Below are 14,227 nucleotides of genomic sequence, written 5' to 3' on the forward strand. Positions count from 1 at the left end.
ACATACTCCAGGCGGTGAAAATCAATTGCGATAGGAAGGATCGGTGCGGTCGAGCTGGCGCATCAGCGCCGGCCATTCGCGTTCGCCGGGCACGAGGATGTCGCCCTTCAATTCCCAGAACTGGCGGGCGGCCTTCTCGCAGATCTCGTGCGGCGGCATCACCAGCTTGGCGCCGGCTGCGGCCGCCGCCTGCATCTGGAGCTGGATCCGCGCAGCGCGCTCGAAATAGTAGAGCAGCATGAAGGCCTCGCCCGGCGTCCGGCCGACGGTGAGGATGCCGTGGTTGCGCATCAGCATCACCTTGTGCGGGCCGAGGTCGCGCACCAGGCGGATCTGCTCGTCGAGATCGATGGCGACGCCTTCGTAATCGTGGAAGGCCTGGCGGTCGTAGAAGCGCATCGCGAACTGGCTGAGCGGCAGCAGGCCGTTCTCCTGCCCTGAGACCGCAACGCTCGCGTCGGAATGGGTGTGAAGCACGCAGGCCGCGTCGTGGTTCGACGTGTGGATCGCTGCATGGATCACGAAGGCGGCGACATTGACGGCATAAGGCGTGTCGTCGAGCTTGTTGCCCTTGGTGTCGATCTTCACCAGGCTCGACGCCGTGATCTCGTCGAACAACAGTCCGTAGGGATTGATGAGGAACTGATCCTCATGGCCGGGAACGCGCAAGGAGATGTGGTTGTAGATCAGGTCGTCCATTCCGAGCTTGGCGACCATGCGATAGCAGGCCGCAAGCTTGATCCGGGCATCCCGCTCGGCTGGTTCGATGCCCCGCGGCTTGGCTAGCGGTTCTCTCGCAGACATCGCGTTCACGGCGTCTTCTCCTGTGCGATGGAGGATTGGAACGACTTCATGCTCTCCTCCTCGATCGCATCGAGCAGCGTTCGCTTAAGGCGCACGAATTCGGGGGAGGTGACGATCTCGGGCCGGCGCGGGCGGGGGAGTTCGACGACCTGTTCGAGTTTCACCGAGCCGGGGCGCGCCGTCATGACCAGCACGCGGTCGCCGAGGAAGATCGCCTCGTCGACGTCATGGGTGATGAAGAGGATGGTGCGGCGGTATTTCTGCCAGACGTCGAGCAACCAGCGCTGCATCATCGCCCGCGTCAGCGCGTCGAGTGCGCCGAACGGCTCGTCGAGCAGCATCAGGTCGCGTTCGAACAGGAAGGTGCGCATCAAGGCGACGCGCTGGCGCATGCCGCCCGACAATTGGTTGGGGTATTGCTTCTCGAAGCCGGCCAGCCCGAACTCGGGCAACATGTTCAGCGCCTTGGTGCGTGCCTGGTCGCGCGGCATGCCCTCGACCTCGAGCGCGAGGATGGCGTTGTCCACCACGTTGCGCCAAGGAAACAAGAGGTCGCGCTGCGGCATGAAGGAGACGCGGCCGAGCAGGTCGGCGGCATGGCAGCTCTTGCCCTCGAAGCGCAGGATGCCGCCGGCATCTGGCTCTTCCAATCCTGCGACGATGTTGAAAAGGGTGCTCTTGCCGCAGCCGCTCGGGCCGACGACGGTGACAAATTCGCCGGGGGCGATGTTCGCCTCGAACCCCGAGAGTGCAGCGACGAGGCCGAAGGTCTTGCTCACCGCGCGCAGTTCAAGCAGCGGCTCAGGCTTCGGGTGAGCTTGCAGTGCTTCGGTGGTCGGTCCGGGATGGGGGAGGCAAGCAGCCTGCACCGGGATGTCCTTGTATAATGGCGGCGGCCATTCGCATACGAAAGCGGACCGCTTCGAAATCTCTTAGCAACTCGTGTGCCAGTGCGATTTCCGGGCAAATCGGGCATAAGACTTGCGAGTCTCTGAAGCGAATGCGTTCAAGTCGCGCGTGTCCGAGAAGGAAATCAGCTGTTTCGCTGGAATGAGGGTGCCATTTTGTATACATATATTGTTACCGGAGAAACATGATGGCGGATATTGGTGCACATAGCGGGGGGCGGACGCGTGAAAAATGGGCACGAATCCCTGGAGGCGAGTCCCGGCATGACGCTCGCCGAGCGTTTGCGTCAGAAGCTCGAAGGGGCGATCGCGGCGGGGCACCTTGAACCGGGCAGTCGGCTCGACGAGCAGGAGATCGCCCAGCGTTTCGGCGTCTCGCGCACGCCGGTGCGGGAGGCGTTCCGCCTCATGGCGGCCAACAATCTGGTCGAGTTGCGCGGACGGCAGGGCGCGACGGTCCGCAGCATCAAGGCGCAGGCGCTGATCGAGATGTTCCAGGTCATGGCGGAGCTCGAGGGGCTCTGTGCGCGGCTCGCCGCCCGGCGCGTCTCCCAGGCTTGGGGAGCTAAAATTGGCAAGGTACACCAGCAGCTTGTGGCGGCAGGCGAAACCGGCGACATCGACGTATTCTACGACATCAACCAGGAATTCCACGAGGCGATCTATGAGGCCTCACGCAACACCTTCCTGGCCGAGCAGACCCGCAAGCTGCGCAATCAGGTGGCGGCGTATCGCCGCCGGGTGACGCGCATGCCGAACCGAATCGCCGATACCGTTCGCGAGCACGAGGCGATCATGCGGGCGATCCTGGCTCACGATCCGGAGAGGGCGCACAGCGCCATGCGCGATCATGTCAACCTGCTCGGCGACAACTTGCTGGACTTCCTTGCCGGCTTCGAATGACCTTCCGGCCGCTTGGTATGCAAATTGCTAGATCATGTATATCTAGATTGCATCCTGGAGACCCGGAGTGGACCTTAAGCTGACGAACAAGACCGCCCTGATCACCGGCGCATCGAAAGGAATTGGACTTGCAGTGGCCGATCTCTTCGCCGCGGAGGGGTGCCACCTGCATCTCGCCGCCCGCAACGGTGAGGCCATGCTCCAGGCCAAGCGGAAGCTGGAAGCCCGGCACGGCGTGAAGATCACGATCCATGCACTCGACCTCTCAAGCACGGCTGCGATGGAGAAGCTCGCGGCCGAGGTCGGCGACATCGACATCCTCGTCAACAATGCCGGCGACATCCCGGCCGGTTCGCTCGAAGTCCTCGATGATGCGGCATGGCGGCGCGGCTTCGATCTCAAGGTGTTCGGCTACATCACGCTGTCGCGTCTCTATTATCCGCGTATGAAGGGCAAGGACGGCGTCATCATCAACATCATCGGCAATTCCGGCGAGAACTGGGACGCGAGCTATATCGCGGGCTCGACCGGCAATGCGGCGCTGATGTCCTTCACCAAGGCGCTTGGTGGCCGCAGCCTCGATCACGGGGTGCGCGTCGTCGCGGTCAACCCAGGGCCTGTCGCGACTGATCGCATGCTCAAGATCATGAAGCGCAAATCGATCGACATGCTCGGCGATGAAAGCCGCTGGGAGGAACTGTTCGACAAATATCCGGGCAAGCGGCCGGCAACCTCGGAGGAGGTCGCCGATCTCGTCGCCTTCCTGTCCTCGCCGCGCTCCGGCTACATCACCGGTACCGTGGTGACGATCGACGGCGGCATTGCCGCGCGCGGCTCGGTGATCTGAGGCGTCGATGTCGAAGCCTCAATCCGCGGCACTGATCCGCAACCGCTATTTCGACGAGCTCTCGGCGACGCCGGGACTCTATTGGCTCGGCCAGAACACCAATCATATCGAGAGCCATCCCGCCGTGCGCGAGGCGATGCTGCGCTCGATCGAGGCCGGCGAGTTCAATGCCTATGCCCCGCCGCTCGGCTTCGAGGCGCTGCGCGCTGCGATCGTCGCCGATCTCGGCACGCCCGGCGCAGAGGCATTGGTGACCGAGGGGGGCGTCAACGCGCTGGCGATGATCTGTCGCGCGCGCTGCAAGCCCGGCACCACGCTGGTGACGACCGATCCGACCTGGAAATGGCCGTGCCTGTTCGCGCGTCAGCAGGGCTGCGAGGTGATCGAGATTCCGATCTACGATCCGGACTGCAACTACCGCCTAACGCCCGAGGCGTTGAAGGCGAATGTCGATGAGCGCACCGCGATCATCTATCTCGTCGATCCCAACAATCCGCTCGGCATCCGCTACACCCGCGAGGAGATCGAGAGCTTTGCCGCGATCGCGCGCGATTGCGGCGCGCTGCTGGTGCACGATTGCACCTACCGTGATTTCGCCGACGGCCACACGCCAGCGCTTCACGTGGCGCCGCAAGGCTCGGTCGTTTCGACCAGCTTTTCGAAATGGCTCGGGCTTGCCGGCCTGCGGATCGGTGCTCTGGTCGCCGCGCCAGCTCTGTTCGAGGAGCTGGCGCAGACCTCCACCAGCGTCCTCGGTGCGAGCGTCATCGCCCAGCGCGCGGCGCAGGCGGGGTTGTCGGTCAAGACCGAATGGATGAAGAAGGTCCGCAGCACTGACCGGACCAACAAGGCGATGATCCAGGAGGCGGCGGCCGCGATCGACGGATTGACGCTGCCGATCATGCCGTCGCACGGAAACTTTCTGGTGTTGGAGACCATCGCGGCGGGCATCCGTCCCGAGGCGCTGGTCGAGTGCTATCGCCGTCAGGGCATCATGATCCGCCAGGGCACCTACCACACGCAGCGTTTCGGTGACCGTTTCGTCAAGATCAGCACGTCCGTGCCGCCGTCCTGGGTCGACAAGTTTTGCGCGCTGCTCCCGGACATGGTTGTGCAAGCGCGCACGCTCAACGACCTGCCGCCGCAATTCTAGGATGATGCCGATGACAATGATCACGACCAGGGACGGCGTGAAGCTTCATGTGGAAGAGGCGGGCGAGGGTACGCCGATCCTCTTCATTCATGAATTCGGCGGCAATCACGCGAGCTGGGAGCCGCAGCTTCGCAATTTCAGCAGGCGCCATCGCTGCATCACCTACGCCGCACGTGGCTATCCGCCGTCGGATGTGCCTGACAGCGTGGAGATGTATTCGCAGGCGCTCGCTGCGGATGATGCGGTTGCCGTGCTCGATGCGCTGAAGATCGAGAAGGCGCACATCGTCGGCCTATCGATGGGTGGCTTCTGCACGGTGCATTTCGGTCTGCGCACCCCGGAGCGCGCTTTGTCGTTGACGGTGGCCAGCGCCGGCTACGGCTGCGAAAAGGAATATGAGGAGTATTTTCGCGGAGTCTCGCTCGAAGTTGCCGACAATTTCGAGAAGCAGGGCGCCAAGGAGTTCTCCAGGATCTATGCGCTCGGCGCGAGCCGCGTCCAGTTCCAGAACAAGGATCCGCGTGGCTGGCGGGAATTCGCCGATCGACTCGCGACCCATTCCGATCGCGGCGCCGCCAACACCATGCGCGGCGTCCAGGCGCGGCGACCGTCGTTTTACGACCTCGAGGATGGTCTAAAGACGATGATGGTGCCGACGCTGGTGGTCGTCGGCGACGAGGACGATCATTGTCTCCAGCCCGGCATCTTCCTGAAGAAGACTATTCCGGCCTGCGGCCTCTCGGTATTTCCCAAGACCGGTCACACGCTCAATCTGGAAGAGCCGGCAGCGTTCAACGCGCTACTCGCCGAGTTCATCGCCCAGGTCGAAGCCGGACGCTGGCAGCCGCGTGATCCACGCGCGTTGCCGGGCCAGATCATGCGCACGAAGTAGCAGATCGATGACGAGCCAGCCCCTGATCAACGCCGATCGGCTCTGGACCCGCTTGATGGCGCTCGCCGAGATTGGGGCGACGCCGGCCGGCGGCGTCAATCGTCAGGCGTTAAGCGATGGTGAAATCGCTGCTTGGCGCCGTGTCATCGGCTGGGCCCTCGAAGCGGGGTTGACGCCGTCGACCGATGCCGCAGGAAATCTGTTTCTGGCACTGGCGGGGCAAGATCGCACCGCGCCGCCATTCTTGCTCGGCAGCCATCTCGATAGCCAGCCGACCGGCGGAAAATTCGACGGAGCGGCCGGCGTGATGGCGGCGCTCGAGGCGGCTGTCACGCTCGCCGAGCAAGGCGACAAGCCGGCGCGCGACGTCATTGTCGTCGCCTGGATGAACGAGGAAGGCTCGCGCTTCGCCCCGGGCATGATGGGCTCGGAGGCCTTTACCGGGGAGCGCGACGTGGCGGCGATTCGCGCCGCGCGGGATGCAGACGGCGTCAGTGTTGGTGAAGCGCTCGATCGTCTCCATCAGGCTTTTCCCGATCTGCCGCACAGGCCGCTCGGCTTTGCCGTGGAGAGCTATCTCGAATTGCATATCGAGCAGGGACCGCTGCTGGAGGCGGCCGCCTGCACGATCGGCGTCGTCACCGGCATCCAGGGCAAGAAGACGTTTCAGGTGGTTGTCGAAGGTGCGGAGGGACATGCAGGTACGCTCGCGCAGCAGGAGAGGCGGGATGCGCTCGCCGCCTTTGCGCGGATCGCAACAGCGCTCCATGCCGAGATCGGTACCATCGACACCGACATCAAATTTACCATCGGTCGGGTGGCCGTCATGCCGAATGCACCGTCGGTGGTGCCGTCGCGCGTCAGCTTCAGCATCGATCTGCGTCATCCGGAGAATGCGGCGCTCACCGCAGCCGGTGCCCGTATTACAGCTCTCTGCCGCGAGTACGCTCCTCCTTGCACGGTCACGGTGACGCCGCTGGTCGATGCGCCGTCGAACGTGTTCGATCCGCAGCTGCAGGCAAGCATCGCGCAGGCCTCGCGTGACCAGGGGCATCCCACCATGGTCATTCTCTCGGCCGCCGGTCACGATGCCCGTCATGTCGCCAAGATCTGTCCGGCGGCAATGATCTTCATTCCGTGCCGCGACGGAGCGAGCCATGTGGAGCATGAATGGGCCGAGCCAGCCGATGTTGCCGCCGGCGCGTCTGTCTTAGCGCAAGTGTTGCGAGAGGTTGAGCTCGCCAGGCGGTCATTCACTGCGCGACATGAGGCGGAGCAATGACGGAAAGTTTCCAAGGGGACTATCGCGATGCGATGGCGCGTCTCGGCGCCGCGGTCAGCATCGTCACGACCAATGGTCCCGCAGGTCGCGCCGGCTTCACTGCGTCCGCCGTCTGCAGCGTCACCGACGATCCGCCGACGCTTTTGGTGTGCATGAACCGCGCATCCTCGGCGCATGTAAGCGTGGCGGGCAACAACGTCGTGTGTGTAAATGTGCTATCGAGTCGGCAGGAGCGACTTTCACGGCTATTTGGTGGCAAGGTGCCCGCCAGGGAACGGTTCGCGGCGGCGGTGTGGTCGACGCTCGCGACGGGTGCACCGGTTCTCGTCGACAGCGCAGCCGCCTTCGATTGCGAGATAGCGAATGTCGTCACGGTCGGCACGCACGATGTATTGTTCTGCCGCGTTGTCGCGCTGCAGAGCTCCGGCCTGACGGAGAACCTGATTTATCTTGGCCGCGTCTACCATTCTGTGCGGGCGTTTTGAGCGAGGCGGCGCACGGCATTGCTGCCGTCTCATACGGCGCCGAAGCAAGTGCATTCGAGCCGGCCATTAGTCTCGTTCATATCGCCGATTTCTACCTCCAATTCTACTTCGAAAATGTGCACAACATGGTCTCGATGTGCTGTGCGGCTCGCAGCAGAGTGCGATCCTGGCCGCGCCGGCCGATCACTTGGAGGCCAAAAGGAAGGCCAGCCGCGTCAGTCCCGCACGGAATCGAGATCGCCGGCAATCTGGCGTGATTGACGAAGGGCGTGAACACGGCGTGTGCGCGCGGGCTCGCCGGGCGGCCGCCGATCATGTCGGGCCCAAGCTGTGTCAGCGGCCAGGCAACGCAAGGGACGGTCGGTGCCAGCAGCAGGTCGATTTCGGTGAAGAAGGCCGCGAACGCATTGGCGATTGCGGTGCTCGCAACCAGCGCCCCAGCAACGTCCGCGCCCGACCAGGAGAGTCCGCGCTCGATCTGCCTGGCGATATCAGGGTCGAACACGGTCGGATCCTGGGGGAAGGCGTTGCCATGGAGAGCGGCGAGGCCGGCGTGCTGAAGCGGCATGATGGCCTCTTCGGTCGCGCCGGCCGGCCAGACGGGATCACGCTGCGCGATGCATAAGCCGGAGGCGGAAAGGCGCTCTACGGCAGAGATGAAACCATTGACGACGACGTTGTCGACTGCGACATCGAGCCCAAGGCGCGGCGAGAAGGCGACGCGCAGATTGGCGATGTCTTCGGCCCGTTGCGAAACGTCCGCGGAATCCGGATCGCGCGGATCGATACCGGCCATGGCCTCGAACGCCAGCGTGACATCGGCAACGGTGGCGGCGATCGGTGCGATGACAGAGAGGCCAAAAAACGGCTCGGCGAAACCAGGCCCGTAGGGGATCGCGCCATAAGACGGCTTGAAGCCGGCGACGCCGACATGGGCCGGCGGCCTGCGGCTGGAGCCGCCAGCATCGGTACCGATCGCGAGTGGCACGAGGCCGGCTGCGACAGCCGCTGCCGGACCACCCGACGAGCCGCCCGGCGTCAGCTCCGGATTCAGGGGATGTCGGGTGGGACCGAACAGCGGCGACGTCGTGACGCCCTTGCACGCAAACTCGGACGTCGCGCCGATCCCAACGACGACGGCACCGGCTCTGCGCAGCCGCTCGATCGCAATCGCATCCTGCGGCGCGACGAAATCAGCGAACAGGCGCGAGCCCTGCGTCACGCGCCAGCCGCCGGTCCAGATGTTGTCCTTGACGACGATGGGGACGCCGGCGAGCGGCATCTTCTCGCCAGCGCGCAGGCGGTTGTCGACCGCCGCGGCATCGGCAAGCGTGCGTGCGGGGTCGATCGTCACCACTGCGTTCAGCGGCTTGGCAGCCTCGATGCGTCCGAGGGTGGCCTTGGCGGTTTCGGCCGCGGTCGTTCGTCCGGCCGTTACATCGGCCGCAATCCCGTGTGCGCTATTTACCAGCTTTGTCATGGCTCCCCCAGATCAGCGCGAATGTGCCGCACAGCGCAAGGCAGGCCAAGGCGAAGAACGCGGCGCCAAGACTGGCCGCACCATCCAGGATCGACATCAGCGCCGGTGCCGCCAGCAGGCCGGCATAGGATGCAGTCAGCACCGCGCCGGTGGTCTCGCCGATCCGGTCCTGCGGGGCGAGGCGAGCGATCTCGGCGATGAAGACGCCGTTCCAGCCCGACGCCGTCAGGCCGAACAGCGCCGCAATCGCGAACTGGCCGGTACGACCGAGCGATGCGCCATCGAGGCCGAGCACCGCGGCACAGAAGGCCATGCCGAGGCCGATGACGATGAGCACCATGCGCGAGGCATTGAGGCGCGTCGCGACGAGACCCCAGCCGAGCCGGCCGACCAGGCCGCCTGCCTGCGCGCAGGCGAGCGCCATGCCGGCCTCGATGTGGCTGAGCCCGAGCTCGCGCGTGCCCAGCGTGACGAAGACCGTATTGAGCGATACCTGCATCGCGCTGAACGGCATCGACGCCAGCGCCAGCATGGCGATGCGCCGGTCCGCAGTCACCAGCGCCAGCCGCGCGCGAAGACCAAGTTCCGGAGGAGCGACGACTTTGCCAGTGTAGGCAAGCCTCAGTTGCTCGAACCACAGGATGGCCAGCAGGGCACATGCGCCGACCGCTGCGTAGCACCAGGTCGGTCCGAGCGAGATCGCGATCGCGGGCAGGACCAGCGAGCCGCAGACGGCGCCGATCTGGTTGCCGGTCTGGCGCACCGAGAACACGAAGGCGCGGCGCTCGGCGGTCACGAGCCGCGCCAACAGCGCCGCGCTTGCCGGCGTCTCCGGTCCGAAGGCAAGGCCGAGGCAGAGGCCCGCGGCCAGCAAGGCGGCCGTCGAGCCGAACGAAGCCAACGCCATGCAGGCGACGATCGCTGCCGCGCACAGGCTCGCGATCCGCAACGAGCCGAGGCGCGCAATGAAGCTGCCGCCCCAGAACGAGGCGGGGATACCGACGGCGAAGACCGCGCATGAGAACATCGAGAGCTGCCAGACCTCGATATGGGCGCTGGGCGCGACCACGCCCGGCGCGAACAAGGCCAGCGCGACCAGCGCCTGGAGCGAGGTCATCGCCCCCAAGGCCGGCAGCAGCGCGGGCGCTGGCCGAACGGCCGTGTTTCCGTCTACCATGGCCGCTCGCTCATAGGAGGAACGGCAAGGTGGCAGGCGGCATTTCCATTCACGCAGTCGACGTGGCGAGCGGGCGTCCCGCGCAGGGCCTGCGCATCGAGATCTGGCGGATCGACCCCGAACAGCTGCGTATCGCCGAGGGGCGGCTCGGCGCAAACGGCGTGCTGGATCATCCCGTTGCGCACGGCGCCGGCGTCACGGCGGGCGTGTACGAGGTGCTGTTTCATCTCGGCGAGTTCTTTGCTGACAGCGCCGGCTTTCTTACCGTGACGCCGTTCCGCTTCCGCATCACTGATATCGACGAGCATTTCCACCTGCCGCTGAAATTCACCCGCTGGGGCTATTCGCTGTTCCGCGGCGCCTGATCAGTTGGTCAGCCGCCGCGATAGTCCGGTGACGCGCTCCATCACCGCGACCAGCGCGACGGTGGCGATGATCAGCACACCCGACAAGGCTGCGATGGTCACGTCGAGCTTGCCCTCGAGGTCCTGCCACATCCGGATCGGCAGCATGTCGGTCGCGGCATCGCGCAGGAACAGCGAGACCGGCACGTTGTCGAAGGAGGACATGAAGGCGATGAAGGCGCCGGCGATGATGCCGGGCCGGATCAGCGGCAGCACGATGCGACGGAACGTGTAGAGGCGGCTGGCCCCTAACACTGCCGAGCTTTCGAGCAGGGTCGGCTCCAGCTGGGCGAGCGCGGCAACCGTATTGCGCACGACATAGGGAACGCAGACCACGGTGTGGCCAATCACCAGCGTCAGCGGCGACACCGGCAGGCCGACCAGCGAGAACAGCATCAGGGCGGCGAGGCCGAAGGCCAGCGCCGGCAAAACAAGTGGCGACATGAAAAGGGAATCGAGCAGCCGGGCCGACAGCGTCCGCGACCGCGAGATCGCAAGCGCGGCCGCGACGCCGAGCACGACGGACAAGCACGTCGCCCATAGTGCGACGATGAGGCTGTTCTTCGCCGCGAAGTGCAGCTGCCAGGCATTCCACAGCTCGGCGTACCAGCGCAGCGAATAGCCGGGCGGCGGGAAGCGCAGCGAGAAACCGCTCGTGAAGGAGACGATCAGTACCACGAGCGAAGGAGCGATGATGATGATCAGCGCGATCACCGCGACCACGGTCATGACAAACTCGAAGCTGATCGCCTCCAGGGTACGCTTGCGTCCGCTCATCATGCGCCTCCGTAGCCCCGCGACATGCGGCCGAGCGTGGTGAAGACGGAGACGACCGCAAGCACGGCGAGCAGGAAGATGATCGAGATCGCGGATGCAAAGGGCCAGTTCTGGAGAGTCGACGCTTGCTGATAGAGATACATCGGCATGAACAGCATCTGGCCGCCGCCGATCAGCGACTGCGTGATGAAGGCCGTGATCGCGGCGGCGTAGGTCAGCGTGCATCCGGCGATCACGCCGGGCAGCGACAGCGGCAGCACGATCTTGAAGAACGTGCGCCAGCTTCCGGCGCCGAGCGAGCAGGATGCGTCGTCGAGATTCGGATCGATCCGGCCGAGTGCAGTGATCAGCGGCAGTGTCATCAGCGGCATCTGCACCTGTGCCAGCGCGATCACAACGCCGAACTGGGTGTAGAGCAGCTTTAGGGGTGTATCGATGATGCCGAGCGATTGCAGCGTCGCGTTGATGATGCCCTGGCGGCCCAGGATGACGATCCAGGCAAAGGTGCGCACCACGACGCTGGTCAGAAGCGGCAACAGCACGATCAGGATGATGATGGTCTGAAGCCGCGGCCCGACCCGCTGATAGAGCCAGGCGATGGGAAAGCCGAGCACGAGACAGACGAGCGTTACCTCGGCGCCGAGCAGCAGCGTCGAGCCGAGCACGCTCAGGCTGAAAGCGTCCGTGAGGAAGTGCAAATATTGGCCGAGCCCCCAATGGAGCGCGGCCGTGTCGTTGTGCAGCGAGAGCCAGAGCAATTGCAGGAGCGGCGCGACGAAGAAGACCAGGAAGAACAGCGCCAGCGGCGCTGCCAATCCCATGCCGTAGGACGTCACATCCCGCGATGCCGGTGCTGTACCCATGGTGCTAGATCTTGATCTCGCGGTTGAAACGTTCGATCCAGGCCGAGCGCTGCTCGTTGATCTTCTTCCAGTCCTGGAACACGAACTTCTGCTTCAGCTCGGCGGTGTCCTTGGCCAGCACGCGCGCGATTTCGCCGCCCATCGTCACCTTGGAATTGGTCGGCACGATCAGATAGGGCGGGTTCATCAGCGTTGTCTGCACCTCGGCCGTCAGCGCCGCCTCGATCAGTTTGAAGGCGAGCTCGCGGTTTGGCGAATTCTTGACGATGTGGATCGTGGTCTTGAAGGCGATGGCGCCTTCCTTTGGCGCCACGAACTCGACCGGCACGCCGCGCGCTTTCAGAATCTGGATAGCGTTGAAGTTACCGGGCGAGATGTCGATCTGGCCCTGCTGGAACAGGGTTGCGAGCGCGCCGGGATTGGCGGCCACGGCCGCGAGATTGGGTTTCAGCTCCTCGATCGCCTTGAAGGCGGGATCGACATTGGCCTCCGAGCCGCCGCGCATCTTGGCGATCTCGACCAGCCAGCCGGTGCCGAGCGTCGAGTTGAGATTGGTGATGCCGACGCGGCCCTTGAACTCCGGCTTCCACAGGTCGGCCCAGGAGGTCGGCGGCGTCTTGACGGCTTCCGGATTGTAGGTGAGGCCGACGACCTGAAAGAACGGGGCGGGGCCCATCGGCTCTTGTGCCTCGCTGATCAGGTCCTTGTAGTAGGCGCTCTTCTCGACCGGATAAGGTTCGACGAGGTCTTGGCCGATCGCGACGAGGGCGGGGCCGGGATCGTGCAACATGACGTCGATCGGCGGATTGGCCTTGGCGGCATTGACCTTCGCGATCTGGTCGACGGAGAGCATGGGGTCGAGCACCATCGCTGCATCGGCGTTCGCCTTGCGGAAGGCCGGCACGAGCACGGCCTTGTGCGCTTCCTCCCAGCTTCCCGTGAAGGTCGCAAACACAAGCGGGCGGGCCTGGGCGAAGCTCAGCCCGGGAAACGCCTTCATGGCGCCGAGTGTGAGTGCGGTCGTCATTAGGCTTCGGCGATTGAGGATCATGTCGAACTCCCTGTGGACTATGACTGGATCTAAAGCGTTGCAGGAAAGGCGTTGGCGAGCGATGGCGCGAGCGGTGCGAGGCGCACTGCGGCGCCGTTCTCCAGTGCGCGTGTCTCGCCGATGCGCGCCTGAGAGATTTTTACCCCGGAGCCGTCGGCGGTCGTGACCTCATGGACGACGGTGGCCCCTAGCGGCAGCGACATGCCGACCACGCCGGCAAAGCCGGTCTCGTCGCCGACGAACTGCAGATGTTCGGGACGGATGCAGACGGTGACGCGGCCGCCTTCGCTGAGGGCGCCCGCGGGCCGTGCGACGATCTCCGCGCCGGCATCGAGGCGTACCTTCGCGGCGGTGCGGTCCGCCGATATCACGACGCCGGGCATGCGGTTGCTCGATCCCACGAAGGTGTTCACGAACAGCGTCTGGGGACGGTCGTAGACATCCGAGGGCGATCCGAACTGTTCGAGCTTGCCGTGGCTCAGCACCGCGACGCGGTCGGCCATCGACAACGCCTCTTCCTGGTCGTGCGTCACGATCAGCGTGGTGATGCCCGAGACGCGTTGCAGCCGCTTGACCTCGATCTGCATGTCGAGCCGCAAGTTCTTGTCGAGCGCGGCGAAGGGCTCGTCGAGCAGCAGGATCGACGGCTTGATCGCCAGCGCCCGGGCGAGCGCTACGCGCTGCTGCTGGCCGCCGGAGAGCTGCCGCGGCAGCCGCTCGGCCATCGACGGCAGTTGCACCAGCCCGAGCAGCCGTTGTGCCTCGCGCTGGCGCGTCGCCTTGTTGATGCCGCGGGCGGCGAGGCCGTAGGCGACGTTCTCTGTCACGGTGAGATGGGGAAACAGCGCATAGTTCTGGAAGACGATGCCGACCGCGCGGCGGTTCGGCGGCAGCGCGTCGACGACGTCGTCCCCGATGATGATCCGTCCCTGGCTCTGCGCGATGAAGCCGGCAATGATCCGCAGCAAGGTCGTCTTCCCGCAGCCGGAGGGGCCGAGCAGGGCGATGATCTCGCCGCCCTTGATGTCGAGATTGATGTTTTCGACCGCGAGCGCACCGCTCGGATAGCGGTGAGTGACGGCGTCGACCACGAGCGATCGGCCGCCTTGCGTTTCAGCCATGATGTTGCCTCCCGTTCTCCCGAGGAAGAAAGCAAGTCTCGTGCCCGTGCCCGTCGCTTTTCGCTGCGCGTTTTGGCATT

General features: G+C 64.8%; 15 protein-coding genes. 7 read left to right on the forward strand and 8 right to left on the reverse strand.

All coding sequences use genetic code 11. The features are described 5' to 3' along the window. Nucleotides 1-21 precede the first annotated feature (21 nt). Complete coding sequence (locus IVA82_RS20695) at nt 22-813, reverse strand: class II aldolase/adducin family protein (protein ID WP_247388386.1); 792 nt, start codon at nt 811-813, stop codon at nt 22-24. Continuing rightward, nucleotides 810-1,673 carry an ATP-binding cassette domain-containing protein gene (locus IVA82_RS20700; protein WP_247388387.1) on the reverse strand — a complete coding sequence of 288 codons (864 nt, stop codon included), beginning with the start codon at nt 1,671-1,673 and terminating at the stop codon, nt 810-812. The genes IVA82_RS20695 and IVA82_RS20700 overlap by 4 nt, the downstream gene beginning before the upstream one ends. A 303-nt stretch (nt 1,674-1,976) precedes the next feature. On the opposite strand from IVA82_RS20700, the gene IVA82_RS20705 reads away from it, so the two are divergent. From IVA82_RS20705 to IVA82_RS20730, 6 genes are all read left to right on the forward strand, one after another. Then, on the forward strand, nt 1,977-2,615 hold the full coding sequence (locus IVA82_RS20705) for a GntR family transcriptional regulator (protein WP_247388388.1): 639 nt from the start codon (nt 1,977-1,979) through the stop codon (nt 2,613-2,615). A gap of 67 nt (nt 2,616-2,682) precedes the next feature. Continuing rightward, entirely contained in the window at nt 2,683-3,462 is a 780-nt protein-coding gene (locus tag IVA82_RS20710) for an SDR family oxidoreductase (protein ID WP_247388389.1), read from the forward strand. Between the two features lie 7 nt (nt 3,463-3,469). Next, entirely contained in the window at nt 3,470-4,615 is a 1,146-nt protein-coding gene (locus IVA82_RS20715; RefSeq protein ID WP_247388390.1) for a pyridoxal phosphate-dependent aminotransferase, read from the forward strand. 10 nt (nt 4,616-4,625) lie between these two features. Next, nucleotides 4,626-5,507, forward strand: coding sequence for an alpha/beta hydrolase (locus IVA82_RS20720; RefSeq protein WP_247388391.1), 882 nt, complete (start codon nt 4,626-4,628; stop codon nt 5,505-5,507). 7 nt (nt 5,508-5,514) lie between these two features. After that, entirely contained in the window at nt 5,515-6,789 is a 1,275-nt protein-coding gene (locus IVA82_RS20725) for a Zn-dependent hydrolase (RefSeq protein ID WP_247388392.1), read from the forward strand. Continuing rightward, entirely contained in the window at nt 6,786-7,274 is a 489-nt protein-coding gene (locus tag IVA82_RS20730) for a flavin reductase (RefSeq protein ID WP_247388393.1), read from the forward strand. Before IVA82_RS20725 ends, IVA82_RS20730 begins: the two co-directional genes overlap by 4 nt. A gap of 103 nt (nt 7,275-7,377) precedes the next feature. Here IVA82_RS20730 and IVA82_RS20735 read toward each other — a convergent pair whose 3' ends face one another. Together IVA82_RS20735 and IVA82_RS20740 are read right to left on the reverse strand one after the other, a co-directional pair. Further along, nucleotides 7,378-8,754, reverse strand: a complete 1,377-nt coding sequence (locus IVA82_RS20735; protein WP_247388394.1) for an amidase — start codon at nt 8,752-8,754, stop codon at nt 7,378-7,380. Continuing rightward, nucleotides 8,735-9,931 (reverse strand): MFS transporter, encoded by a 1,197-nt coding sequence (locus tag IVA82_RS20740; protein WP_247388395.1) that lies wholly within the window; start codon nt 9,929-9,931, stop codon nt 8,735-8,737. The genes IVA82_RS20735 and IVA82_RS20740 overlap by 20 nt, the downstream gene beginning before the upstream one ends. Before the next feature lie 29 nt (nt 9,932-9,960). Here IVA82_RS20740 and IVA82_RS20745 point away from each other — a divergent pair, with 29 nt between their 5' ends. Next, nucleotides 9,961-10,296 carry a hydroxyisourate hydrolase gene (locus IVA82_RS20745; RefSeq protein ID WP_187435787.1) on the forward strand — a complete coding sequence of 112 codons (336 nt, stop codon included), beginning with the start codon at nt 9,961-9,963 and terminating at the stop codon, nt 10,294-10,296. On the opposite strand, the gene IVA82_RS20750 is transcribed toward IVA82_RS20745, so the two are convergent. The 4 genes from IVA82_RS20750 to IVA82_RS20765 are packed head-to-tail and all read right to left on the reverse strand — an operon-like array spanning nt 10,297 to nt 14,147. Next, a complete protein-coding gene (locus IVA82_RS20750) occupies nt 10,297-11,112 on the reverse strand; it encodes an ABC transporter permease (RefSeq protein WP_247388396.1) in 816 nt (271 codons plus the stop codon). It abuts the gene before it with no gap. Beyond that, complete coding sequence (locus tag IVA82_RS20755; protein ID WP_247388397.1) at nt 11,112-11,975, reverse strand: ABC transporter permease; 864 nt, start codon at nt 11,973-11,975, stop codon at nt 11,112-11,114. The genes IVA82_RS20750 and IVA82_RS20755 overlap by 1 nt, the downstream gene beginning before the upstream one ends. A gap of 4 nt (nt 11,976-11,979) precedes the next feature. Continuing rightward, complete coding sequence (locus IVA82_RS20760; RefSeq protein ID WP_247388398.1) at nt 11,980-13,026, reverse strand: ABC transporter substrate-binding protein; 1,047 nt, start codon at nt 13,024-13,026, stop codon at nt 11,980-11,982. A 29-nt stretch (nt 13,027-13,055) separates the two neighbouring features. Continuing rightward, the gene (locus IVA82_RS20765) at nt 13,056-14,147 is read right to left on the reverse strand and encodes an ABC transporter ATP-binding protein (RefSeq protein ID WP_247388399.1); all 1,092 of its coding nucleotides are present in this window, start codon (nt 14,145-14,147) and stop codon (nt 13,056-13,058) included. Between the last annotated feature and the right edge of the window lie 80 nt (nt 14,148-14,227).

It is taken from the genome of Bradyrhizobium sp. 142 (assembly GCF_023074015.1).
Taxonomy (GTDB): domain Bacteria; phylum Pseudomonadota; class Alphaproteobacteria; order Rhizobiales; family Xanthobacteraceae; genus Bradyrhizobium.

Bases quoted from the DNA above. Each gene is read 5' to 3' on its own strand.
- IVA82_RS20705 (WP_247388388.1), top strand. From the start codon at position 1,977: ATGACGCTCGCCGAGCGTTTGCGTCAGAAGCTCGAAGGGGCGATCGCG.
- IVA82_RS20715 (WP_247388390.1), top strand. From the start codon at position 3,470: ATGTCGAAGCCTCAATCCGCGGCACTGATCCGCAACCGCTATTTCGAC.
- IVA82_RS20720 (WP_247388391.1), top strand. From the start codon at position 4,626: ATGACAATGATCACGACCAGGGACGGCGTGAAGCTTCATGTGGAAGAG.
- IVA82_RS20725 (WP_247388392.1), top strand. From the start codon at position 5,515: ATGACGAGCCAGCCCCTGATCAACGCCGATCGGCTCTGGACCCGCTTG.
- IVA82_RS20730 (WP_247388393.1), top strand. From the start codon at position 6,786: ATGACGGAAAGTTTCCAAGGGGACTATCGCGATGCGATGGCGCGTCTC.
- IVA82_RS20735 (WP_247388394.1), bottom strand. From the start codon at position 8,754: ATGACAAAGCTGGTAAATAGCGCACACGGGATTGCGGCCGATGTAACG.
- IVA82_RS20740 (WP_247388395.1), bottom strand. From the start codon at position 9,931: ATGGTAGACGGAAACACGGCCGTTCGGCCAGCGCCCGCGCTGCTGCCG.
- IVA82_RS20750 (WP_247388396.1), bottom strand. From the start codon at position 11,112: ATGAGCGGACGCAAGCGTACCCTGGAGGCGATCAGCTTCGAGTTTGTC.
- IVA82_RS20755 (WP_247388397.1), bottom strand. From the start codon at position 11,975: ATGGGTACAGCACCGGCATCGCGGGATGTGACGTCCTACGGCATGGGA.
- IVA82_RS20760 (WP_247388398.1), bottom strand. From the start codon at position 13,026: ATGATCCTCAATCGCCGAAGCCTAATGACGACCGCACTCACACTCGGC.
- IVA82_RS20765 (WP_247388399.1), bottom strand. From the start codon at position 14,147: ATGGCTGAAACGCAAGGCGGCCGATCGCTCGTGGTCGACGCCGTCACT.